Annotated in this window: 21 protein-coding genes; 17 read left to right on the forward strand and 4 right to left on the reverse strand. The window is 71.2% G+C overall.

Annotation, left to right across the window (positions count from 1 at the left end; translation table 11 throughout):
- A partial coding sequence (gene valS, locus VGJ24_RS11475) for a valine--tRNA ligase (RefSeq protein WP_331500729.1) occupies positions 1 to 1,850 on the reverse strand: 1,850 nt, incomplete at its 3' end.
- 115 nt (positions 1,851 to 1,965) lie between these two features.
- Between valS and VGJ24_RS11480 the strand changes: the two genes are divergently transcribed.
- The 4 genes from VGJ24_RS11480 (at position 1,966) to VGJ24_RS11495 (ending at position 5,201) form a co-directional block, all read left to right on the forward strand.
- A complete protein-coding gene (locus tag VGJ24_RS11480) occupies positions 1,966 to 2,445 on the forward strand; it encodes a DUF6328 family protein (protein WP_331500730.1) in 480 nt (159 codons plus the stop codon).
- 76 nt (positions 2,446 to 2,521) lie between these two features.
- Positions 2,522 to 3,409 (forward strand): GNAT family N-acetyltransferase, encoded by an 888-nt coding sequence (locus VGJ24_RS11485; RefSeq protein ID WP_331500731.1) that lies wholly within the window; start codon positions 2,522 to 2,524, stop codon positions 3,407 to 3,409.
- Between the two features lie 24 nt (positions 3,410 to 3,433).
- Positions 3,434 to 4,807 carry a folylpolyglutamate synthase/dihydrofolate synthase family protein gene (locus VGJ24_RS11490; RefSeq protein ID WP_331500732.1) on the forward strand — a complete coding sequence of 458 codons (1,374 nt, stop codon included), beginning with the start codon at positions 3,434 to 3,436 and terminating at the stop codon, positions 4,805 to 4,807.
- Entirely contained in the window at positions 4,800 to 5,201 is a 402-nt protein-coding gene (locus tag VGJ24_RS11495) for a DUF4233 domain-containing protein (protein WP_331500733.1), read from the forward strand. Before VGJ24_RS11490 ends, VGJ24_RS11495 begins: the two co-directional genes overlap by 8 nt.
- Before the next feature lie 34 nt (positions 5,202 to 5,235).
- On the opposite strand, the gene VGJ24_RS11500 is transcribed toward VGJ24_RS11495, so the two are convergent.
- The gene (locus VGJ24_RS11500) at positions 5,236 to 6,573 is read right to left on the reverse strand and encodes a PLP-dependent aminotransferase family protein (RefSeq protein ID WP_331500734.1); all 1,338 of its coding nucleotides are present in this window, start codon (positions 6,571 to 6,573) and stop codon (positions 5,236 to 5,238) included.
- Between the two features lie 68 nt (positions 6,574 to 6,641).
- Between VGJ24_RS11500 and VGJ24_RS11505 the strand changes: the two genes are divergently transcribed.
- Complete coding sequence (locus VGJ24_RS11505; protein ID WP_331500735.1) at positions 6,642 to 7,304, forward strand: pyridoxamine 5'-phosphate oxidase family protein; 663 nt, start codon at positions 6,642 to 6,644, stop codon at positions 7,302 to 7,304.
- Positions 7,305 to 7,324: 20 nt separating this feature from the next.
- Positions 7,325 to 7,741: a nucleoside-diphosphate kinase gene (gene ndk, locus VGJ24_RS11510; protein WP_331500736.1), complete on the forward strand. Its 417-nt coding sequence runs from the start codon at positions 7,325 to 7,327 to the stop codon at positions 7,739 to 7,741.
- A gap of 40 nt (positions 7,742 to 7,781) precedes the next feature.
- On the opposite strand, the gene VGJ24_RS11515 is transcribed toward ndk, so the two are convergent.
- Together VGJ24_RS11515 and VGJ24_RS11520 are read right to left on the reverse strand one after the other, a co-directional pair.
- Entirely contained in the window at positions 7,782 to 8,054 is a 273-nt protein-coding gene (locus tag VGJ24_RS11515) for a hypothetical protein (RefSeq protein WP_331500737.1), read from the reverse strand.
- Positions 8,055 to 8,142: 88 nt separating this feature from the next.
- On the reverse strand, positions 8,143 to 10,506 hold the full coding sequence (locus VGJ24_RS11520; protein WP_331500738.1) for a helix-turn-helix transcriptional regulator: 2,364 nt from the start codon (positions 10,504 to 10,506) through the stop codon (positions 8,143 to 8,145).
- A gap of 56 nt (positions 10,507 to 10,562) precedes the next feature.
- On the opposite strand from VGJ24_RS11520, the gene VGJ24_RS11525 reads away from it, so the two are divergent.
- The 11 genes from VGJ24_RS11525 to VGJ24_RS11575 all read left to right on the forward strand — a co-directional run bounded on the left by VGJ24_RS11525 (position 10,563) and on the right by VGJ24_RS11575 (position 22,381).
- The gene (locus tag VGJ24_RS11525) at positions 10,563 to 11,135 is read left to right on the forward strand and encodes a TIGR03086 family metal-binding protein (protein WP_331500739.1); all 573 of its coding nucleotides are present in this window, start codon (positions 10,563 to 10,565) and stop codon (positions 11,133 to 11,135) included.
- Between the two features lie 185 nt (positions 11,136 to 11,320).
- Positions 11,321 to 12,349, forward strand: coding sequence for a rod shape-determining protein (locus VGJ24_RS11530; RefSeq protein ID WP_331500740.1), 1,029 nt, complete (start codon positions 11,321 to 11,323; stop codon positions 12,347 to 12,349).
- Between the two features lie 29 nt (positions 12,350 to 12,378).
- On the forward strand, positions 12,379 to 13,338 hold the full coding sequence (mreC, locus tag VGJ24_RS11535; RefSeq protein WP_331500741.1) for a rod shape-determining protein MreC: 960 nt from the start codon (positions 12,379 to 12,381) through the stop codon (positions 13,336 to 13,338).
- Positions 13,335 to 13,844: a rod shape-determining protein MreD gene (gene mreD, locus VGJ24_RS11540; protein WP_331500742.1), complete on the forward strand. Its 510-nt coding sequence runs from the start codon at positions 13,335 to 13,337 to the stop codon at positions 13,842 to 13,844. Before mreC ends, mreD begins: the two co-directional genes overlap by 4 nt.
- Positions 13,841 to 15,967, forward strand: coding sequence for a penicillin-binding protein 2 (gene mrdA, locus VGJ24_RS11545; RefSeq protein WP_331500743.1), 2,127 nt, complete (start codon positions 13,841 to 13,843; stop codon positions 15,965 to 15,967). The genes mreD and mrdA overlap by 4 nt, the downstream gene beginning before the upstream one ends.
- A complete protein-coding gene (gene rodA / locus VGJ24_RS11550; protein WP_331500744.1) occupies positions 15,964 to 17,136 on the forward strand; it encodes a rod shape-determining protein RodA in 1,173 nt (390 codons plus the stop codon). The genes mrdA and rodA overlap by 4 nt, the downstream gene beginning before the upstream one ends.
- A gap of 25 nt (positions 17,137 to 17,161) precedes the next feature.
- Positions 17,162 to 18,394 carry an amidohydrolase family protein gene (locus tag VGJ24_RS11555; RefSeq protein ID WP_331500745.1) on the forward strand — a complete coding sequence of 411 codons (1,233 nt, stop codon included), beginning with the start codon at positions 17,162 to 17,164 and terminating at the stop codon, positions 18,392 to 18,394.
- Positions 18,395 to 18,506: 112 nt separating this feature from the next.
- Positions 18,507 to 20,195, forward strand: a complete 1,689-nt coding sequence (locus tag VGJ24_RS11560) for an MDR family MFS transporter (protein WP_331500747.1) — start codon at positions 18,507 to 18,509, stop codon at positions 20,193 to 20,195.
- Positions 20,196 to 20,239: 44 nt separating this feature from the next.
- The gene (locus VGJ24_RS11565; protein ID WP_331500748.1) at positions 20,240 to 21,217 is read left to right on the forward strand and encodes a hypothetical protein; all 978 of its coding nucleotides are present in this window, start codon (positions 20,240 to 20,242) and stop codon (positions 21,215 to 21,217) included.
- Positions 21,217 to 22,134 carry a TIGR03086 family metal-binding protein gene (locus VGJ24_RS11570; protein WP_331500749.1) on the forward strand — a complete coding sequence of 306 codons (918 nt, stop codon included), beginning with the start codon at positions 21,217 to 21,219 and terminating at the stop codon, positions 22,132 to 22,134. Before VGJ24_RS11565 ends, VGJ24_RS11570 begins: the two co-directional genes overlap by 1 nt.
- 43 nt (positions 22,135 to 22,177) lie before the next feature.
- Positions 22,178 to 22,381: a hypothetical protein gene (locus VGJ24_RS11575; protein WP_331500750.1), complete on the forward strand. Its 204-nt coding sequence runs from the start codon at positions 22,178 to 22,180 to the stop codon at positions 22,379 to 22,381.
- The last annotated feature ends 5 nt before the right edge of the window (positions 22,382 to 22,386 follow it).

The following is a 22,386-nucleotide window of genomic DNA, read 5'->3' on the forward strand; positions in this document are numbered from 1 at the left end:
CGCACGGCGTCGCTGCCGTACTCGTCGAACAGCGCGATCGGGGTGATGACGTCGCCCTTGGACTTCGACATCTTCTTGCGGTCAGGGTCGAGGATCCAGCCGGAAATCGCGGCGTTGGCCCACGGCGTGACACCGAACTCCAGATGCGAGCGGACCGTCGTCGAGAACAGCCAGGTGCGGATGATGTCCTGGGCTTGCGGGCGCAGGTCCATCGGGAACACCCGCGACATCAGGTCGTCGTCGGTGCCCCAGCGGGAGGCGATCAGCGGCGTCAGCGACGAGGTGGCCCACGTGTCCATCACGTCCGGGTCGCCGATGAACCCGCCGGGCGCGCCGCGCTGCGACTCGTCGTACCCGGTCGGGCAGTCGCTCGACGGGTCGACCGGCAGCGATGCCTCGTCAGGCACCAGTGGCTCGTCGTAGCTCGGCTCGCCTGACTCGTCCAGCCGATACCAGACCGGGAACGGCACCCCGAAGTAGCGCTGCCGGCTGATCAGCCAGTCGCCGTTGAGACCCTCCACCCAGTTGGTGTAGCGGTGGTGCATGTACGCCGGCGTCCACGCGATCTGGTTGCCGCGCTCGACCAGTGCCTCCCGGAGCCCCTCGTCGCGACCGCCGTTGCGGATGTACCACTGGAGCGTGGAGACGATCTCGAGCGGCTTGTCGCCGTTCTCGTAGAAGTTCGTCATCCGCATGGTCGGTTTCGGGTCGCCCTCGAGGTCGCCGGCCGCGCGCAACAGCGCGACCATCGCCTCACGCGCGGAGAACGTCGTCTTCCCGGCCAGCTCGGCGTACGCCGCAGCGGCCTGGTCGCCGGCGAGCCACGCAGGGGTGTCGGTCTGCAGCCGACCGTCGCGGCGGATCACCGTGCGGACCGGCAGCTGCAGCTCGCGCCACCACTGGACGTCGGTGAGGTCACCGAACGTGCAGCACATCGCGATGCCCGCGCCCTTGTCCGGCTCCGCGAGGTGATGGGCGAGGACCGGGATCTCCACGCCGAAGACGGGGCTCCTCACGGTGCTGCCGAACAGCGGCTGGTAGCGCTCGTCGTCCGGGTGGGCGATCAGCGCGACCACCGCCGGGATCAGCTCCGGCCGCGTCGTCTCGATGTGGACCGGCGCATCGGGGCCGTGGAAGGCGATGCGGTAGTAGTGGCCAGGATACTCCTGGGCCTTGAGCTCGGCCTGCGCGACCGCGGACTGGAACGTGATGTCCCACAGGGTCGGCGACTCCTGGAGGTAGGCCTCGTCCCGGCCGAGGTTGCGCAGGAAGGCACGCTGGGACGTGATCCGGGTGCTCTCGCCGATGGTGCGGTAGAGGTAGCTCCAGTCGACCGACAGACCGAGCTGCCGGAAGAGCGCCTCGAACGCGACCTCGTCCTCGGCCGTCAGCTGTTCGCAGAGCTCGATGAAGTTCTGCCGCCCGATCGGCACCTGCCGCTTGCGGTCGGGCTTCTCGGGCGGGGTGAAGTCGGCGTCGTACGGCACCGACGGGTCGCAGCGCACGCCGAAGAAGTTCTGAACCCGGCGCTCGGTCGGCAGACCGTTGTCGTCCCAGCCGATCGGGTAGAAGACCTCCTTGCCACTCATCCGCTGGTAGCGGGCGATGACGTCCTTCTGGGTGTAGGAGCAGACGCTGCCGAAGTGCAGGGTGCCGGACGCGGTGGGCGGCGGGGTGTCGATCGAGTAGACCTCGGCCCGCTCCTTGGTGCGGTCGAAGGCGTAGGTCTGGTCGACCTCCCACTGCTTGGACCACTTGTCCTCGAGACCCTCGAGTGCCGCCTTGTCCGGTACGACGACGGCCGGCTGCTGCGGCGGCGTCGTGGACAGGTGCGGCTGGGTCTGGGTCATGGCGGAAGTCTATGGAGGATGGCCGAGAGGCCGAAAACCTGTTTGTCCCCGAAGAACCGAGACGAGGCGACTCAGGACGCCCGGGCCCAGCCGTGGACGCGAGTACGGTCGTCGGATGACGCCGGAGCCGGAGCAGCCCACTGGCGACGTCTCCGGAACGATCGACCGCAACTGGACCGAGCTCGTGCAGGAGCTTCGCGCGACCCAGGTCGGGGTGCAGGTGCTCATCGGGTTCCTGCTCGCCCTGCCCTACACCGACAAGTTCGGCTCGCTCGACCACTTCGAGAAGGGGGCCTACCTGGTCGTGCTGAGCCTCGCCGTGGCCGCCACGGCCGCCGTCCTGGCCCCGGTCGCCTACCACCGCATCCTGTTCCGGCGCGGCTTGCGTCCCTGGCTGGTGGACACGGCGAACACGATCGCACGCGTCGGTCTCGTGCTCGCCGCGCTGTCCATGTGCGGCGTCGTCTTCCTGGCCTTCGACCTCGCGGCGGGGACCGCGGCGGGCGTCGTGGCGTCGCTCGTGGCAGTCCTCGGCTACGTCGTGCTCTGGCTCGTCGTGCCGCTGCGCGCCCACCCGCCCGTGCGCTCGCGCTGACCGACGCCGGCTGGACCCCCGATGGTTCCGTACAAACGGGTGGTCGCCGCCGACGGAGGCCACGTAGCGTCGGTGCATGGAGCTGCGCTTCTTCGACGACCCGGTCGCCTTCCTCGACGTCGCCGGCGACGTGCTCGCCGAGCAGCCGGTGCTCAGCACCGTGATCGCCGGCGTGGCGGAGCGGATCGCCACCCAGCGTGAGGCGGGGATCGCGTGGCCGGAGGGCCTGCCGTGCTGGTTCGTGGTGGTGCTCGATGGCGACGACGTCGTGGGTACGGCGATGCGGACCGCGCCGTTCGGCACCTACCCGGCCTACCTGATGCCGATGCCGGAGGACGCCGTCCACTCGTTGTCGAAGGCACTGCTCGACCGCGACGAGCCGGTGCTCGGCGCCAACGGCGCGCTTCCCGCGGTGCAGACCTTCTGCGAGGACATGGCCGAGGGGACCGGAAAGACGGCTCGGGTGGAGCGGCACACGCGGTTGTTCGAGCTCGGCGACCTGGTCGAGCCGCGGCCGGTGGCCGGACGGCTGCGCCCGGCCACCCTCGACGAGCAGGACCTGGTCGCCTCCTGGTACGAGGCGTTCATGGCCGACGCCGATGAGCAGGCCGGCCGCGAGCCGGGGGCGTCGCCGCACGAGGCACCGACCGACGAGGAGCTCGGACGGCGGATCGAGTCCGGCCGGGTGTTCGTCTGGGTCGACGAGGACGACGTCCCGGTCAACGTCACCGTCGCGACGGCTCCGACGTACGGCGTCTCCCGGATCGGGCCCGTCTACACGCCCAAGGAGCAGCGTGGGAGGGGCTTGGCGAGTGCGGCCGTGTACGCCGTCTCGGCGCTGCTTCGGCAGAGCGGCGAGCGGCCGTGTCTGTTCACCGACCAGGCCAACCCGACCTCGAACAAGATCTACGAGGCGATCGGCTACCGGCGTCTGGTGGACATGGCGAATCTGCGCGTGGAGTGAGGCCTCCCTAGACTCGGGCTCGACATGAGCGAGCAACCCCAGGCGCGTCTCGCCGAGACCTTCGCGGAGGTCGAGGACGCCCTCCAGTCCCGCTGGCCGGAGACCCGGCTCGAGCCGTCGCTCGAGCGCATCCGGGCGTTCACCGAGCTGCTCGGCGACCCGCAGCGCGCGTACCCGGTCATCCATCTCACCGGCACCAACGGCAAGACCTCGACCAGCCGGATGATCGACACGCTGCTGCGCGCGCGCGACCTGCGCACCGGCCGGTTCACCAGCCCCCACCTCGAGCGGATCAACGAGCGCATCTGCATCGACGGTGAGCCGCTGACCGACGAGGAGTTCGTCCGCGCGTTCAACGACGTCGCGCCGTACACCCATCTCGTCGACGAGTCCCAGCCCCACCCGCTGAGCTTCTTCGAGACGATCGTCGGGATGGCGTACGCCGCGTTCGCGGACGCACCCGTCGACGTGGCCATCGTCGAGGTCGGGCTCGGCGGCGTCTGGGATGCCACCAACGTCGCCGACGGCGCGGTCGCCGTGGTCACGCCGATCGCCGTCGACCACGCCCGGCTGCTGGGCGACACCCCCGACGTGATCGCGATCGAGAAGGCCGGGATCATCAAGCCCGGCGCCACGGCCGTGCTCACCCAGCAGCTGCCAGGTCCGGCCGAGGTGCTGCTGAGCCGCTGCGCGGAGGTCGGAGCGACGCCGGTGCGTGAGGGCCTGGAGTTCGGCGTGGTCTCACGCGTCCCGGCCGTCGGCGGTCAGCTGCTGACGCTCAAGGGGCTGCGGGCGGAGTACGACGACGTCCTCCTCCCGCTGTACGGTGCGCACCAGGCACAGAACGCCGCCGCTGCGCTGGCCGCGGTCGAGGCGTTCGCCGGCGACGAGCCCCTCGACGCCGACCTGGTGCGCGACGCCTTCGCCCGGGCGACCTCACCGGGACGGCTGGAGATCATCCGCCGCAGCCCGATGATCCTGCTCGACGCCGCGCACAACCCGCACGGTGCCGAGACCGTCGCCGCCGCGCTCGACGACTCCTTCTCCTTCTCCCCGCTGATCGGCGTCATCGGCGTGATGGCGGACAAGGAGTACGAAGCCGTGCTGGCCGCGTTCGAGCCGCTCCTGGCTCACGTCGTCTGCACGCAGAACTCCACCACACGGGCCCTGCCCGCCGTCGAGCTCGCGGCGACCGCGCGCGAGGTGTTCGGCGCCGACCGGGTCTCGGTGACGCCGCGCCTGGCGGACGCGATCGACGAGGCCACGACGCTGGCCGAGGCCGGGGAGGCCGTGGGCAGCTCGATCGGGAGTGGGGCCGTGCTCGTGACCGGCTCCGTGGTCACGGTCGGGGAGGCGCGGGCCATGCTGCGCCGTCGAGAGCGGACTGCCGGTGGCTGAGCCGTCGGCGACCTCGGCCCGGTCGACGGAGCGGTCGCCCAGGCGCGGGATGTGCGCCGCGATCCTTTCGCTCGAGGCGGTCGTGCTCGGGCTCACCACGCCGGTGATGATCAACCTCGCCGACGTGCCGTGGCGTACGGCGTGCGCGGTCGGCCTCGGGCTGTGCGTGATCTGTCTACTGCTCGCGGGGCTGCTCCGCTCCGAGGCGGCGTACGTCGCCGGCTGGGTGGTCCAGGTCGCGGCCATCGCACTGGGATTCGTGGTCCCGATGATGTTCGTCCTCGGCACGATCTTCGCCCTGCTGTGGGGCTCGGCGTACTTCCTCGGCCGAAAGATCGAGCGTGAGCGGGCGGCTGCGTACGCCGCGTACGACGCGGAACAGCAGACCGGCTAGCTACGACGGGCGACCGCATGGTGCCGCGATCCGGTCAGCCGAGGCCACGGGCGATCGCGGCCAAGGCTCGGTCGAGCTCGTCGTCGGTGCAGCCGCCGAACCCGATGATGATCCCGGTGAGGTCGGCCGTCCGGCAGTAGTCGCGCAGCAGCGGCACCTCGAAGCCCGACGTGCGGGCGGAGCGGGCGACCCGGACCGCGGTCGGATGCGGCATCAGGACCGTGACGTACATCCCCGCCACCGGCTGGATCGGCTCTGCCACGCCACTCAGCGCGGCCACGACCCTCTCGGCGCGCGCGGCGTACGTCCGGCGGGCGGAGCGGACCACCTGGTCGACGTACCCGTCCCTGAGCAGGGAGACGAACGCCCGCTGGACGGGCCACGCGCTGGTGTCGTGGGTGATCTCGCGGCGTTCCAGGATCGCGCGGTGGAGGCTCGGGGGAGCGACCAGCCAGCCCAGACGCATGCTCGGGCCCACGGTCTTGCTGGTGGTGCCGAGGTACGCGACGACGTCGCGGTCGAGCGCCGCCAGGGCCGGCACCGGCGCCACGTCGTATCGGAACTCGGAGTCGTAGTCGTCCTCGATCACCACAGCGGCCGCGCGACGGGCGGCGGCGAGGAGCGCGAGCCGGTCTGCGCCCGACATCACCGGCCCGAGCGGGTGCTGGTGGGCGGGCGTGACGTACGCCGCGGCGCACCCACCGAGGTCGGTCACCGGCTCGGTGGCCGGTACGTCGCGGATCTCCCGGCCGCCGGCCCGGATCGCCTCGGCGGCGGCCCGGTAGCCGGGGTCCTCGTGTGCGATCGGGCCGGATGGGAGGGCCGCGAGCACCTGGTTCAGGCCGCCGATCGTCCCGGTCGTCACCAGGATCTCGTCGGGCTCGCAGGTCAGGCCCCGAGTGCGGCCGAGGTGGCCGGCGAGCTCGATGCGGAGCTCCGGCATCCCGGCCGGGTCGTCGTACGCGGCGGGAGGCGTGGCGACCGAGACGTCACGCCAGGCGCGGCGCCACGCGGCGCGGTGGCGGGGGTCGATCCACGGCGTGCCGGTGTCGAGGCGCAGCAGATCGGATCCGCCCGGGCGCGGTCGCGACGGGCGGTGCCGTCGGCGCGGTGCCGCGCCGGCCGCGACGTACGTCCCCGAGCCGTGACGGCTCTCGAGCCAGCCCTCGGCGGCGAGCTGGTCGTACGCCTGCTCGGCGACGCCGCGCGAGACCGCGAGGTCGGAGGCCAGGGCGCGCGTGCTCGGGAGTCGCTGGCCGATCGGCAGCGTGCCGGCGACGACCTGGTCCCGGACCGCGCCGGCCAGCTGGCGGGCGAGCGGGACGCCGGACGCGCGGTCGAGGGTGACCGGGACGGGGGAGCTGCGTGCCACAAGTGTCCTGTCTGATCGGCGCTCAAGTGGCCCGTGCGGACAGGCCACTTTCGGTTCAGCATAGGAGCATGAGCAAGACCCTGTCGTCGACCCAGCGCACCCGGCTCACCCGCCACCGTGAGCGGGGGAGCGAGGATCGATCCGACCTGTACGCGATCATCGCCGAGGCGCTGGTCTGCCACGTCGGCATCGTCCGCGACGGCGAACCCGTCGTGCTGCCGGCGATCCACGCCGCCGATCCGGACGGCCCCGACGAGGGCGGCACGCTCTACCTCCACGGCTCGGTCGCCGCACCGTGGCTGCTGCAGGCTCCCGGGCAGACCGTGTGCGCGACGTTCACACTCGTGGATGCCGTGGTGCTGGCGCGTGCGGCGTTCAGCCACTCGATGAACTACCGCTCCGCCGTCGTGTACGGCGCAGCGCGCCGCGTGGAGGACCCCGCCGAACGTGACCACGCACTGCGACTGATCGTCGACCACGTCGTACCCGGCCGCTCGGCGACCCTGCGTGCGAACACCCGCAAGGAGCTCGTCGCGACCACCGTGATCGCGGTCGCCCTCGCCGAGGCGTCGGTGAAGGCGCGGACCGGCGGGCCCAAGGACGAGCCCGAGGATCTCGCGGCCGGCACCTGGGCAGGTGTCGTCCCGCTGACGGTGAGAGCCGGTGCCGTCGAGCCGGACCAGGACGGCCCGATTCCGGACGACGTCAGGCACCGGCTGGCCGACTGGTGAGCATGGATAGGGTGCCGCCCATGGAGCGCACCCTGGTCCTGGTCAAGCCCGACGGCGTACGCCGTGGACTCACCGGAGAGGTGATCCGGCGGATCGAGGCCAAGGGCTACGCGCTGGTCCGGCTCGAGCTCCGCGCCGCCACTCCCGAGCTGCTCGCCCGGCACTACGCCGAGCACGAGGGCAAGCCGTTCTACGAGCCCCTGGTGGAGTTCATGCTCTCCGGACCGGTCGTGGCGATGGTCGTCGAGGGCGAGCGGGTGGTCGAGGGCTTCCGCTCGCTGGCCGGCGCCACCGACCCGACCGCCGCTCTCCCGGGCACGATCCGCGGGGACCTCGGCCGCGACTGGGGCCTGGCGGTCCAGCAGAACCTCGTCCACGGCTCCGACGCACCCGAGTCCGCCGAGCGCGAGATCGCCATCTGGTTCGAGGGCCTCTGACCGCGCGAGGCGCGGCCAGAGACCCGACGCGGACGCCGTCCTAGGCGCGGAACGTGCCGAGGAACGCTCCCAGCGACGGCCGGCCCAGGTGACCCGCCTCCTGCATGATCCCGGGGGTCTCCGGGTCGGTGGCGAAGGCGCTCCAGCCCTCCTCGTCCCAGTCGAAGACCGCCCAGACGCGGTCCTCCTCGATCGGGTCGCGGTACACGCTGGAGCCCTTCGACCCGTGCGATCCGCGCTTGTCGGCGCCGGCCGCGCCGTACACCTTCAGGAACTGGTCCAGGTCCTTGATCTTCGTCGTTGCCAGGATCATCTGTCTCTCCTCGGGTCTCCCAGCACTGGTCGGCTGGATCGAGGGAATCCTGATCCGCCGGCAGGGTCGGACGCATGAGGAGATCTCCTCATTTCGGGCGCTCGAGCGCCCACCGGGTGGCGGCGGCACGGTTCGTCACCCCGAGCTTGATGTAGATGTGCTGGATGTGGTTGTCGGCGGTCTTGGCAGAGATGAACAGCCGCTCGGAGATCTCGCGCGTGGTCGCCCCCTCGGCGACCAGCCCGAGCACCTGCGCCTCGCGGGCGGTCAGGCCGGCCGGACCGCGACGCTCCTCCGCGGCCGCGAGTGCGCTGCGGGCCACGTCGATCTGGTGGACCGCGTACGCCGCAGCCTCGGGCAGGTCAAACCCCGCGCCGGTGGCCGCCACGCGCTCCGACTGCTCCTCGCCCAGGGCGTCGCGCAGCCGTTCACCGAGATCGCTGAGCGTGGGCACGTGGTGGAAGCTCGCGGGTTCGCGGGCCATGGCACCGAGCAGCGTGCCCGCGACCGCCGGACGGCCGAGGCGTTCGAACAACGCCGGCAGGCTGGCCAGGGTGATGATCAGCTGGGAGACGGCGCCGGCGCGCAGGAAGGTCTCGATCGACGAGTCGAACAGCGTCAGTGCGGTCTCCAGCTGGCCGTCCGAGGTGTGCAGCAGCGCGGCGTCGCGGGCCATGAAGCCTTCGAAGAACCGGATGTCGTGCTGGCCGATGTGGGCGACACCCTCGTCCCAGGCCTCCAGGGCACGCTGGGGGTCCGCCTTCGACCAAGCGAGCCCGACGATCCACCACGTGTACGCCACCCAGTAGGGGTTGCCCAGCTCGCGCGCCGCCTCCACCGCGGCCTCGGTGAGCTCCAGCGCCTGCTCGAGCCGACCCGCGGCCTGCAGACCGTCGACGTACGCGGCGATCGCGTACGCCCGGCTGGTGCCGGGCAGCGCTGCGATCTTGCCGGTCAGCTCGACGTAGCGGTCGAGGTTGCCGGAGTAAACCTGCCCGAGCGCCTCGATGAACGTGGCATAGCCGGGCTCGCAGGACTCGTACCCTGCTCGCCCCTCCAGCTCGGTGGCACGGTGGGCGTTCGCGGTCGCGGCCTCGGCGCGCCCCACGAAGCAGGCGTACCCGGCCGCGGCGTACAGCCGGGGCAGCCGGCGTACGTCGGCACGCGCCGCCTCCTCGAGCAGCGCCTCCGCCCACCCGATCGTCTCGAACAGCTCGACGGAGAACCCCATCAGGGCAGCGTGGGCGGCGACGTCGGTCGCCACCGCGACCTGACCTCGATCGACGCTCCACCGGAAGGCGTAGCGCAGGTTGGCAAGCTCGGCCTGCACCCAGTCGACCTGGTCACGCCATCCGGGACCGTTCCACCGTTCCCATCGGGCGGCCGCCTCGCGCCCGAAGTGGGTGGCGTGCCGGTCTCGCGCATCCCCTCGGTCGGTGACCTGCGCGAACGTCTCTTCGGCGAACGTCCGGATGGTCTCGAACAGGCTGTACCGGGTCCGGTGGGGGTCATGGTGAGCGACGACCAGGGACTTGCGCACCAGTGAGTCCAGGAGCCGCAGGGCCTCGACGTCGTCGCTGGTCTCCGCGACCGCACACAACGCCGGTAGGTCGAAGCCACCCGCGAACACCGATGCCGTGCGCATCACCTCTCGCTCCGCGTCGTCCAGGAGATCGAAGGACCACGCCACGGCGTGTCGCAGGGTGAGCTGACGATCGGGTCCGTACTCCGGGCCGGTCAACAACCGGAACCGGTCCCCGAGCCGGTCGCGCACCTCGGTCGCGCTCATGGCCGCCATCCGCGCCGCGGCCAGCTCGATGCCCAGGGGGAGACCGTCGAGCGTCTCGCAGATCTCGACCACAGCGGTCGCGGTCCGTTCGTCGAAGACGCCGAACCCGGGCCGGACCGTGCCCGCCCGCTGCACGAACAGGGTCACGGCATCGGAGGTCACCCCGCCCTCCAGGGCGAGCGGCGAGACCGACATCACCGCCTCACCGGCCACCCGCAGGTGCTCCCGCGACGTCGCCAGGACCCGCGGCGTCTCGGAGCGGGCGAGGACCTGCCCGATCGCCGAGCCGGACGCCGCCAGGAGGTGCTCGCAGTTGTCGATCACGATCAGGAGCCGACGTCCGGCGACCGCGTCCGCGACGGTGTCGATGACGGGCGTGTGGCCCTGCGGTGTGATCCCGAGGGCGTCGGCGATCGCGTCGGGTACGGCGTCGGGCTCGCCGACCGGCGCGAGCTCGACCAGCCACACGCCGTCCGGGAACCGGTCATCGACCTCGGCGGCGGCCGCCAGGGCCAGCCGCGTCTTCCCGACCCCCCCGACACCGCTCAGGGTCACCAGCTGATGGGCGCGCAGCAGCGCCGCAATCTCCGGCAGCGCCTGGTCGCGGCCGATGAGCGTCGTGGCGGACCTCGGCACGTTGCCGCGCCGTCCCTCCCGGCTCATGCGGTCAGTGTCGCACCGGCGTGAGTAGTCTGGGCCCGCCCAGACCTGGGGGGACCATGGACGACCTGACGCTGCTGACCCGGTCGGTGCACGAGCTGGAGCGGGTCATCGCGGGGCTCGACGGCGACGAGATGGACGCCGGCACCAACTGCCCGCCCTGGACCGTCCGCCGCCTGGCCAGCCATGTTCTCAAGAACCAGCTCTTCTGGGCCGGCTGCGTCACCGGGCAGGACCTGATGCCGCAGGACGAGGCCATGGCCGCCGTGCCCTATCCCGGCGACCTGGTCCCGATCGCCGCCGACGTCGCCGCGCAGGTGGTGCCGCTCTGGCTCACCGAGGGCGTGATGACGGCGCATCACCAGACACCTTTCGGTGAGCTGCCTGGCGCCGTGGTCGTCAACTTCGCCGTCATCGACGCCGCCGCCCACGCCTGGGACCTCTCCGCGAGCGTCGGCCGCGCGATCGAGTTCCCGGCCGAGTGGATCCCGCGCCTGACCGCCGTCGTACAGCTGACCTGTACCGAGCACACGGTGGAGCTCGGACTGGTGAAGCCACCGACCCGGCCGCCCGCGGACGCCACCGACACCCAGCGGCTGATGGCCGCGGCCGGCAGGACGATCCCCGCCTGATTCGTGCCGAGAGCCGACTCCATGTCTTTGCCCGGGCCCCGGCGTGGCAGCCAAGCCTGGGGCTGACCCGCTCCTAACCTGCTAGCGGGTCGTCGTGTCGCGTGGATCGGGCAGGCCGGTCCACGGGGTCGCAGGCGTGTGCCCCCACCCTTCCCCGAACGACGCAAACCTGCGAGGCACTGCGGATGGCGAACAGCATCATCGGCCGCGACATGGCCGTCGACCTCGGGACCGCCAACACGCTGGTCTATGTCCGCGGCCGCGGGATCATGCTCGACGAGCCCAGCGTGGTGGCGCTCAACGACACCACCGGCGAGGTCCTCGCCGTCGGCCACGAGGCCAAGCGGATGATCGGGCGTACCCCGGACAACATCACCGCCCTCCGCCCGATGAAGGACGGCGTGATCGCCGACTTCGAGGCGACCGAGCAGATGCTCCGGTTCTTCATCCAGCAGGTCCACCGCCGCCGCTACCTCGCCAAGCCCCGCATGGTCGTCTGCGTCCCGAGCGGGATCACCGCCGTCGAGCAGCGGGCCGTGAAGGAGGCGGGCTACCAGGCCGGCGCGCGCAAGGTCTACATCATCGAGGAGCCGATGGCCGCCGCGATCGGCGCCGGGCTCCCCGTGCACCAGGCCGCGGGGAACATGGTCGTCGACGTCGGCGGCGGCACCACCGAGGTCGCGGTCATCTCCCTCGGCGGCGTCGTGACCAGCCTGTCCATCCGCACGGCGGGCGACGACCTCGACGTCGCGATCATCGCGTGGATGAAGAAGGAGTACAGCCTGATGCTCGGCGAGCGCACCGCCGAGGAGGTCAAGATGACTCTCGGGTCGGCGTTCCCGACGCACGACGAGCCCGAGGCCGAGGTCCGTGGCCGCGACATGATCAGCGGCCTGCCCCGCTCCGTGGTCGTCTCCAGCGCCGACGTCCGCAAGGCCCTCGAGGAGCCGCTGCACGCGATCATCGACGCGGTCCGTACGACGCTCGACCAGACGCCGCCCGAGCTGGCCGGCGACATCATGGACCGCGGCATCGTGCTCACCGGTGGCGGCGCCCTCCTCCGCGGGCTCGACGAACGACTCCGGCACGAGACCGGGATGCCCGTCCACCTCGCCGAGGACCCGCTCTCGAGCGTCGCGATGGGCGCCGGCAAGTGCGTGGAGGAGTTCGAAGGACTCCAGCAGGTGCTGGTCTCGGAGCGCCGGCGGTACTGATGCCCTTCCAGCGACCGATCCGGCGATCGATGCCGAAGACCATCCGCCTGCCCCGCCTCCTCCGCGGTTATCGGCCTCTGCGACCCGGTCCCGACTCGTTCGACCAGCGCGCCGACCGCTCGCGTCTCCGGTCGCGGATGATCGCGCTGGTCCTGGCCTGCCTGACCCTGATGACCCTGGATCACCACCCCGGCCCGGGCTCCCCGATCGAGCCGGCCCGCGACGCGATGGGGTCGGTCTTCGGGCCGGTCGAGTCCGGCACGTCGTCGGTCGTCCGCCCGGTCACCGCGATCGGCGACTGGTTCACGTCGCGCCGCGCCATGCAGCACGACATCGCGGCGCTGCAGTCCGAGAACTCCCGCCTCAAGGCCGAGCAGTCGACGTCGCAGTACCAGCGCAACCAGCTCGCCGAGTACCAAGGCCTCACCTCTGCGGCCGACACCCTCGGCCAGGCGCTCGTGCCGGCCCACGTCGTGGCCTACGGCCCGGCCCAGTCCTTCTCCCGCACGGTCACCATCGACGCCGGCTCCGCAGCCGGGGTGCAGCCCGACCAGACGGTTCTCAACGACGACGGGCTTGTCGGGCGGGTGCTCCGGGTGACCCGTACGACCGCGACCGTCCTCCTCATCGTGGACACCGAGTCGGTCGTCGGGGGCAGGGTCGGGTCCTCGATGGAGGTCGGCTTCCTCAGAGGGCGTGGCGGGCTGGGCGACCACGGCGCCCTCGACCTCCAGCTGGTGGACCAGGCCGCTGCGCCGGCCAAGGGCGACCCGATCGTGACCTGGGGCAGCCAGGGCGGAGCGCCCTACGTCTCCGGTGTGCCGATCGGTCGGGTGACCGCCGTCTACGCCAGCCTCCGCGAGTCGACGCAGCGCGCGGTGATCCAGCCGTACGTCGACTTCGGCGCGCTCGACCTGGTCGGTGTCGTGGTGCCTTCGGGCACGCGCAGCGACCGTGGCATGATCGAGGCGGACGGGAGCCTCCAGTGAGGTCGCTCCGGATCCCGGTCTCGGCCGCGCTGATCGTGGTGGCGCTGGTCCTGCAGGTCGCGGTCTTCCCCCACGTCGCGTGGGAGGGGATCGTCCCCAACTTCTGCCTGCTCATCGTGGTCGCCGCGGCGCTCGTGCGCGGCCCGGCCTTCGCGGCCACCCTGGGCTTCTTCGCCGGACTGATGCTGGACCTCGCCCCTCCCGCCGACCACGTCGCGGGGCGCTGGGCGCTCGCGCTCGTCGTCGTGGGGTTCGTCGCCGGGCTCATGCGTCAGGACACCCGCATGCCGGCGACCACCGTGGTGGCGACGGTGGCGGCCGCGTCGTTCGTCGGCACGTCGGTCTACGCGCTCTCCGGGCTCGTGCTCGGCGACGCCGTCGGAAGCATGGGCGAGGTGCTCCGGGTGATCCTGGTGGCCCTGCTCTGGGACGTGCTGCTCACCCCGCTGGTGCTGCCGGGCGTGATGCGCCTGCTCACCCGGCTGGAGCCCGCGAGCGCGCGATGACCCCGTCCACCGATCGCTCGCGGCTGCGCCTGATCGTGGTGCGGGTCCTCGTGTTCTCGCTCTTCGCCACGCTCTTCGCGCGGCTGTACTACCTCCAGGTCGTCTCCGGTGACTCCTACCGCCAGGCGGCGGCCAGCCAGTCGTTGCGCGAGGTCGTGGTCCAACCGCAGCGCGGGCTCATCGTGGACGACCAGGGCCGGCCACTGGTCGCCAACCGCACCGCGTGGGCGGTGTCCGTCGACCGGACCCTCCTCGGCAGGCTCTCGGTGCACGACCGCACGGTCGTCCTGAACCGGCTGGCCGACGCGGTCCACGCCCCCACGAAGCAGATCGAGCAGGCGCTGGTCACGTGCGGCGACCCGGGCAGCAAGCGCGGGCTCTGCTGGAACGGCTCGCCGTACCAGCCGGTCCCGGTCGCCACGGAGGTCCGCCAGTCGGTCGCGCTGCGGATCCTCGAGCAGCCGGAGGACTACCCGGCGGTCGTCGCGCAGCGGCAGAGCGTCCGCGCCTACCCCCAGCCGTACGGCGTGAACCTCGCCGACATCGTGGGCTACCTCAGCCCGATCAGCGCCGGCGAGCTCGAGCAGGCCAAGAAGGACCACGACACCTCGGTGAACGGCGCGAGCACCGTCGGACGCGCGGGCATCGAGGAGGAGTACGACCGCTACCTGCGTGGCCGGCCCGGTTACCAGAAGGTCGCGGTGGACTCGATGGGTCGCGTCCTCGGTGACGAGGGCCAGGTCGAGGGCCATCCCGGAGACACGCTGGTGACGTCGATCGACGCGCGGCTGCAGTCCGCGACCGAGAAGGCGCTGCACGACGCGATCACGACCGCGCGCGCGACGTACGACCCGGTGACCCACCGCAACTACCGGGCCGACTCCGGTGCCGCGATCGTGCTCCAGGCCAAGACCGGCCGGGTCGTCGCGATGGCGAGCCAGCCGACGTACAACCCGGGGCAGTGGGTCGGTGGCATCACCAAGAAGCAGCTGGCCCGGCTGTACTCGCCGCGCTCGGGCGACCCGCTGCTCGCCCGCGCCTACCAGGGCCAGTTCGCGCCCGGCTCGACGTGGAAGCCGATCATGACCGTCGGCGCCTTCGACAACGGGATGGGCCCGGGCACGCGACTCGACTGCTCGTCGGGCTTCCAGGTCGGCAACCGGCTCTTCCACAACTACGAGTCGGAGTCCTACGGGATGATCGACTTCGCCAAGGCGCTGCAGGTCTCCTGCGACACGTTCTTCTACCGGGTCGGCTACCACTTCTGGCAGGAGTTCGGTCAGGACCCGACGAACGTCAACGCCCGCGACCCGCTGGTCAACGAGGCGAAGGCGTTCGGCTTCGGCCGGCCGACCGGCATCGACGTCCCGGGTGAGGCCGCGGGTCGGATCGCCGACCGGCACTGGAAGCTCGCCTACTGGAAGGCGATGAAGGGCTACTACTGCGGCATCGACAAGAAGCCGCCGGCGAACACCAGCGCCTACCTGAAGCTGTTCGCGCACGAGTTCTGCCTCGAGGGCAGCTACTACCGCGCCGGTGACGCCGTGAACTTCGCGATCGGCCAGGGCGACACCCTGGTCACGCCGCTCCAGCTGGCCCGGGCGTACGCCGCGCTGTCCAACGGCGGCACCCTCTACGAGCCCCGCATCGCCAAGGCGATCGTCAGCCCGAGCGGCAGGGTCGTGAAGCGGATCCGGCCGAAGGTGCAGGGTCACGTGACGGACCCGGCCCACGCGATCTCCTACGTCACCAACGCGCTGCTCGGCACGGCCAGGACCGGCACCATGGCCTGGAAGATGCTCGGCTTCCCGCTCGACCGGATCCACATCCGTTCCAAGACCGGTTCCGCCGAGGTGTACGGCAAGCAGTCGACGTCGTGGGTCGCGTCGTACGACGACAACTACGTGGTGCTGATGATGGTGACCCAGGGCGGCACCGGATCCGGCACGTCGGGTCCCTTCGTCCGCAAGATCTGGGAGTCCCTGTACGGCGTGCACGGCGAGGCCGTGAACACCAGGAACGCCCTGATCCCCGGGGTCGTCGCGCCCGAGGCCCTCCCGTCCTTCCAGCCGGACGGCTCGATCCTGCCGCCCCGTCCCCGAGCACCGGGAGCTCAGCGATGAACGGACGCCTGCGGAACCCGGGGATCGACCGGATCCTGATGCTCGCCGTGCTCTGCCTGCTGGTGCTCGGCACGCTCCTCGTCTGGTCGGCCACGTCCCACCGCGACGACCTCACCGGAGGCGACCCCACGGCGTACCTGCGCAAGCAGCTGGTGAACGTCTGCATCGGGCTGGTGCTGATGGTGGTCGTGATGGCCACCGACCACCGCTGGGTGCGGATCGTCGCGCCGGTCGTCTACCTCGCCTCGATCGGCGGGCTCGTGCTGGTGCTGACGATGGGGACCACGATCAACGGCTCACGGTCGTGGATCGACCTGGCCGGGATGTCGATCCAGCCGTCGGAGTTCGCCAAGCTCGCGGTGGTGATCGGGATGGCGCTGTTCGTGGCCGAGCGCAACGAGGGACGCCGTACCCGGGTGGGAGCGGCCGAGGTGGTCGGGATGCTCGTCATCGCCGGCGTGCCGGCCGCGCTGATCATGCTCCAACCCGACCTCGGCACCCTGCTGGTCCTGTCGGCGACCGTGTTCGGAGTGCTCGCGGTCGCGGGTGCTCCGCGGCGCTGGTTGGCGCTCCTGCTGGCCGGAGGCGTGGTGGGCGGGGTGGCGGTGCTCGCCGGTCATCTGCTCAAGCCGTACCAGATCGACCGCTTCCTGGCCTTCGCCAACCCCGACCTCGACCCGCGGGGTGCCGGGTACAACACCGAGCAGGCCCGGATCGCGGTCGGCAACGGCGGGCTCTTCGGGCAGGGGCTCTTCCACGGCTCGCAGACGCGCGCCGGCTTCGTGCCCGAGCAGCACACCGACTTCATCTTCACCGTGGCGGGGGAGGAGCTGGGCCTGGTCGGCGCCGGCGTCCTGATCGCCCTGCTCGGCTTCGTCATCTGGCGCGCCCTGGCGATCTCGGCGCTCTCGACAGATCTCTTCGGTCGCGTCGCGGCGGCCGGCATCGCCTGCTGGTTCGGCTTCCAGGCGTTCCAGAACATCGGGATGTGCCTGGGGATCATGCCGGTGACCGGCGTACCCCTGCCCTTCGTGTCGTACGGCGGATCGTCGATGTTCGCGGGGATGCTGGCCATCGGGCTGCTCCAGAACATCCACCTCCGCGCCACGGCCTCCCAGCCCACCCGCTACGCCCGCCCGGTCCGGCAGGGACACCTGGTCGGCCGTTGAGTCCGTCTGCCGCTATAACTGGCGGGTGAGCACGCACCAGCTCGTGGTGGTGGACGCGTCGCTGCGCGACCGCCCCGGGCGGTGGCGGATCGGCATCGACGACGGTCGCATCGCGAGCGTGACCCAGGAGCCCCTGACCGGGCGGGACGAGATCGATGCCGCCGGCGGGCTGGTCACCGAGAGCTACGTGAACGGTCACCTGCACCTGGACAAGGTGCACACGCTCGACCGGGCCGGCGACGCCGCGCTCACGGCGTATACCGGTGACGGGATGGCCTCCGCGATGCACGCGATCGAGCTCGCCTCGGCGGTCAAGACCGAGTACGACCGTTCCTGGATCGAGCCGAACGCGCGGTGGGCGGTGCTGCAGGCGGTGCGGTACGGCGTCCGGCACGTGCTGGCGTTCGCCGACGTCGACACCTCGGCGCAGCTGGAGGGTGTCATCCCGCTGCTCACGTTGCGTGAGGAGTTCCGCGGTGTGGTCGACCTGCAGGTCGTGGCGTTCCCTCAGGACGGCCTGCTCCGCGATCCCGGGGCCGAGACCCTGGTCCGTGAGGCGATCGAGCTCGGCGCGGACGTCGTGGGCGGCATCCCGTGGATCGAGGACACCGACGCCGAGGCGCGTGAGCACGTCCACCGGATGTGCGCGCTGGCCGCGTCCCACGGCCGCCGGGTCGCGATGCTCGTCGACGACACCGGCGACCCGAGTCTGCGGACCACCGAGATGCTCGCGGAGGCGATGCTGCAGTACGGACTGGTCGGGCGTGGAGTCGCCAACCACGCGCGTGCCGTCGGGCTGTACCCCCGCCCGTCATTGGAACGTCTGGCTGGCCTGGCCAAGCGCGCCGGCCTCGGCTTCGTGAGCGACCCGCACACCGGTCCGCTGCACCTGCCGGTGCGTGAGCTGACCGCGTTGGGGGTGCCCGTCGCGCTCGGGCAGGACGACATCGAGGACGCCTTCTACCCGTTCGGCCGGCACAACATGGTCGAGGTCGCGTTCCTCGCCGCCCATGCGCTCGAGGCCGTCGACACCGCCGGTATCGACCTGGTCTACGACGCCGTGACGACCACGGCCGCGACCGTGCTCGGGGTGACCGGGCACCGACTCGAGGCCGGCGGCAACGCCGACCTCGTCGTACACCACCAGCCCACTCTGCGCTCCGTGCTCGCCCACCACGACCCGCCGGCGTACGTCGTGGCCTCCGGTCGCGTGGTCGCCACCTCGACCTCGTCGACGGAGCTGCACCTCCCGTCCTAGCTGTACCGAGCCGGGTACGCCGGTCGATCGCGAGGGCTGGTCACGCCGTCTGGCCTCACCGGTTTCTCCGGAATTCATCGGTTGTCTCAGGCAACCGATAGGATCGACGGCGATGACCACCGCTCACCAGTCCCCGACGACTCCTTCCGAGTCGGGGGAGTACACCCACCGGCAGATCCTCACCATCATCACCGGCCTGATGATGGGCATGTTTCTCGGCGCCCTCGACCAGACCATCGTCTCCACGGCGATCCGCACCATCTCCGACGACCTGCACGGTCTCTCGGCGCAGGCCTGGGTGACCACGGCGTACCTGATCACCTCGACGATCGCGACGCCGATCTACGGGAAGCTCGGCGACATGTACGGCCGCAAGAAGCTGTTCATGTTCGCGATCTCGGTGTTCATCGCCGGATCGGCGCTGTGCTCGTTCGCAACGTCGATGCCCATGCTCGCGGCCTTCCGGGCGGTGCAGGGCATCGGCGCCGGCGGACTGTTCACGCTGGTGCTCGCGATCATCGGCGACATCGTGTCGCCCCGTGAGCGCGCCCGCTACACCGGCTACTTCATGGCGACGTTCGGTACGTCGAGCGTGCTCGGCCCGGTCATCGGTGGCTTCTTCGCCTCGCACGCGGTGATCCTCGGCCTCACCGGCTGGCGCTGGGTCTTCCTGGTCAACGTGCCGATCGGCATCGCGGCCCTGTTCGTGGTCTACCGCACGCTCCACGTCCATCACCACCCCCGCGAGGCGCGCATCGACTGGTGGGGCGCGGTCACCCTCGTCGTCACATTGGTGCCGCTGCTGACCGTGGCCGAGCAGGGCCGCCAGTGGGGTTGGGACTCCGGTCGCGCGATGGCCTGCTACGTGATCGGCGTGATCGGGCTCGGCTCCTTCTACGCCGTCGAGCGGCGCCTGGGCGACGCCGCCATGATCCCGCTCCGGATGTTCAGGATCCGTCCCGTTGCCGTCGGCATCGCGGCCAACGTGGTCACCGGCATGGCGTTGTTCGGCGGCATCTTCGTGCTCCCGCTGTACATGCAGATCGTGCACGGCGCCTCCCCGATGAGGTCCGGCTTCCTGATGCTGCCGATGGTGGTCGGGATGATGAGCGCCTCGATCGTCTCCGGCCAGATCATCTCGCGCACGGGCCGCATCCGCGCGTTCCCGATCTTCGGCTCGGCCCTGGCCGCGGCGGGTCTGCTCGCCCTGTCGCGGATCGGCGCGGACACCGCGCTGCCGGTGGTGATGGTCCTGATGTTGCTGCTCGGCTACGGCCTCGGTAACTGCATGCAGCCGCTCCTGCTGATCCTGCAGTCGGCCGTGCCGCCTCGCGACATCGGCGTCGCCACGTCCTCGGCGACGTTCTTCCGGCAGATCGGCGGCACGATCGGCGTCGCGGTCTTCCTGTCGATCCTGTTCGGCCAGGTGAGCGGCCACATCGGTCACTCGCTCGAGTCCGAGTCGAAGACGCCCGCGTTCCAGCAGGCGGTCCAGCACCCGGTCACCCCGCTCGACCACCAGTTCGCGCAGTCGTTGCAGGGCCACGGCCACGGCCAGTTCGTCGGCCAGGCGACCGACGACTCGTCGTTCATCCAGAAGCTCTCGCCGGCGCTCGCGCACCCGTTCAAGGTCGGATTCGCCGAGTCGATGGACACCGTGTTCATCCTTGCCGGGCTCCTGGGCGTCCTCGCGTTCCTGATCCTGCTGCTGATGCCGAAGGTCGAGCTGCGCGCCACCTCGGCCAGTGCTGCCGTCCGCTCCGAGGCGGCCCCGACGGCGCCGGTGACAGATCAGGTCTGAGCGGAGCGGTTCCAACGCCGCCCCGGCAATGTCACGATGTGCGGGTGGCACCACGCGAGCTGGTGCGCGACGCCGTAGAGCGGGTCGTCCTCTCGGGGCACGTGGGCAAGTCGGGAGCCGGACTGGAGCGGGTCCGGCTCGCTGACGGACGGACCCTGGTCGTCAAGCGGATCGAGCCGAGGACCGACATCACGGTCGAGGCCACCGGCGGGATGCCCGGCCGCGAGTACGTGCTGTGGCGATCCGGCGTCCTCCATCGACTGCCGGCGGGCGTGGGGCACGCCATGGTGGACGCTTGGGTCGAGGACGACTCCACCGTGCTGGTGATGCGCGATCTCGGCGACGCCGTGCTCACGTGGGACGACCGCCTGTCGCCCGAGAGGGCCGCATGGGTGATGGCGCGCGCCGCCGAGCTCCACCGGTCGTTCCTCGGCGAGGCACCGGCCGACGTCGTACCTCTCGGACAGGCGCTCGCACTCTTCGCCCCGGCAACGGCCAGACCATGGGCCGCCGAGGGCGTCGAGCTGATGAGGCTCGTCCTGCTTGGGTGGGAGCTGTTCGTCGAGGAGGCGCCGGCCGACGTCGCGGGAGCCGTGCTGACGCTCCTCGACGACGTCACGCCGCTCCGCCGGGCGCTGGAGACCGGCCCGGTCACGATGACCCACGGCGACCTCGCGACCGTCAACATGGCGATCGAGGGCGACACCCTCGTCCTGATCGACTGGGCCATGCCGACGGCGGCGCCCGGCTCGCTCGACGTGGCCCGCTTCATCGCCGGGTGCGCATCCGTCGTGGACGCGAGTCGCGAGCACCTGATCGCGGCGTACCAGGAGGCGGCCGGGCCGGCGTACGACGAGCACTCGATGCGGTTGTCCCTGCTCGCCGGCCTGATGTGGCTCGGCTGGAACAAGGCGCTCGACGCGGTCGAGCATCCCGACCCGCAGATCCGCGCACGTGAGAGAGCCGACCTCGACTGGTGGGTCGACCGCGCACGCGACGCACTGGAGACAGGAGTCCTGTGATGGACCTGAACACGCTCTACCACCGCACCGTCGAGGCCTGGGCCGACCGCGTGAACGCCGTGGGCCCCGACCAGTGGGACCGGCCCACGCCGTGCCGCGACTGGACGGTCAGCGACCTCACCAACCACGTCGTCGGCGAGGACCTCTGGACCGCGCCGCTGGTGAACGGCAGCACGATCGCCGAGGTGGGCGACCGCTTCGACGGCGACCTGGTCGGCGACGACCCGGTGCGGGCGGCACTCGACGCGGCGATGGAAGCCACCACTGCTGTCGCGCAGCGGCTGCCCGAGGGCGGCACCGTGCAGCTCTCGTACGGCGAGGAGCAGCTCACCGAGTACGTCTACCAGCTGGCCACCGACCACCTCGTCCACTCGTGGGACCTGGCCGTCGCCACCGGCGGCGACACTCGTCTCGACCCGCACCTGGTCAGCGAGGTCGCGACCTGGTTCGCCCCGCGCGAGGAGCTGTACCGCGGTGCCGGCGCGATCGGGCCGCGCGGCGTCTCGCACGGCGGAGCCCAGGGCGAGATGCTCGCGGCCTTCGGACGGGACGCCGAGTGGGGTGCGACCCATGCGGCGCTGGCGCGCTTCTCGGCGGCGTTCGGCAGCGGTGACGTCGACGCGATAATGGCGCTGATGACCGACGACTGTGTCTTCGAGGCCACCGGGCCGGCGCCGGACGGCGTACGCCAGGAGGGTGCGGACGCCGTCCGCGCGGTCTGGGTCGAGGTGTTCGGCCAGACCCGCGACGCGGCGTTCACCGAGGAGGAGTCGTACGCCGGCGGAGACCGCGGCGTACTCCGCTGGCGGTTCGACTGGACCGGGGACGACGGCACACCGGGACACGTCCGCGGGGCCGACGTGCTCCGGTTCCGGGACGGAAAGGTCTGCGAGAAGCTCTCCTACGTCAAGGGCTGAACGAGCGGGTGTCACCGCGCCCGGTTGTGTTTGGATGGTCGGCATGAGCAGCTCGGACTCGATCGACGCCCCGACCGACATCCCCGACCGGCCGGAGCGCTCCTCCGGCCTCGACCCTGTGATCGCCGAGGCCGTCGACGGGGTCACCAACCGGTTCGGCGCCGAGGGACTCGAGCAGATGATCGGGTACGCGGAGAAGTCCCTCGCCGAGGCCCGCGCCGCCCTCGAACAGCTCACCGCCGAGTAACGCTG

Origin of the sequence: Nocardioides sp., assembly GCF_036493135.1 — a bacterium.
Classification (GTDB): domain Bacteria; phylum Actinomycetota; class Actinomycetes; order Propionibacteriales; family Nocardioidaceae; genus Nocardioides.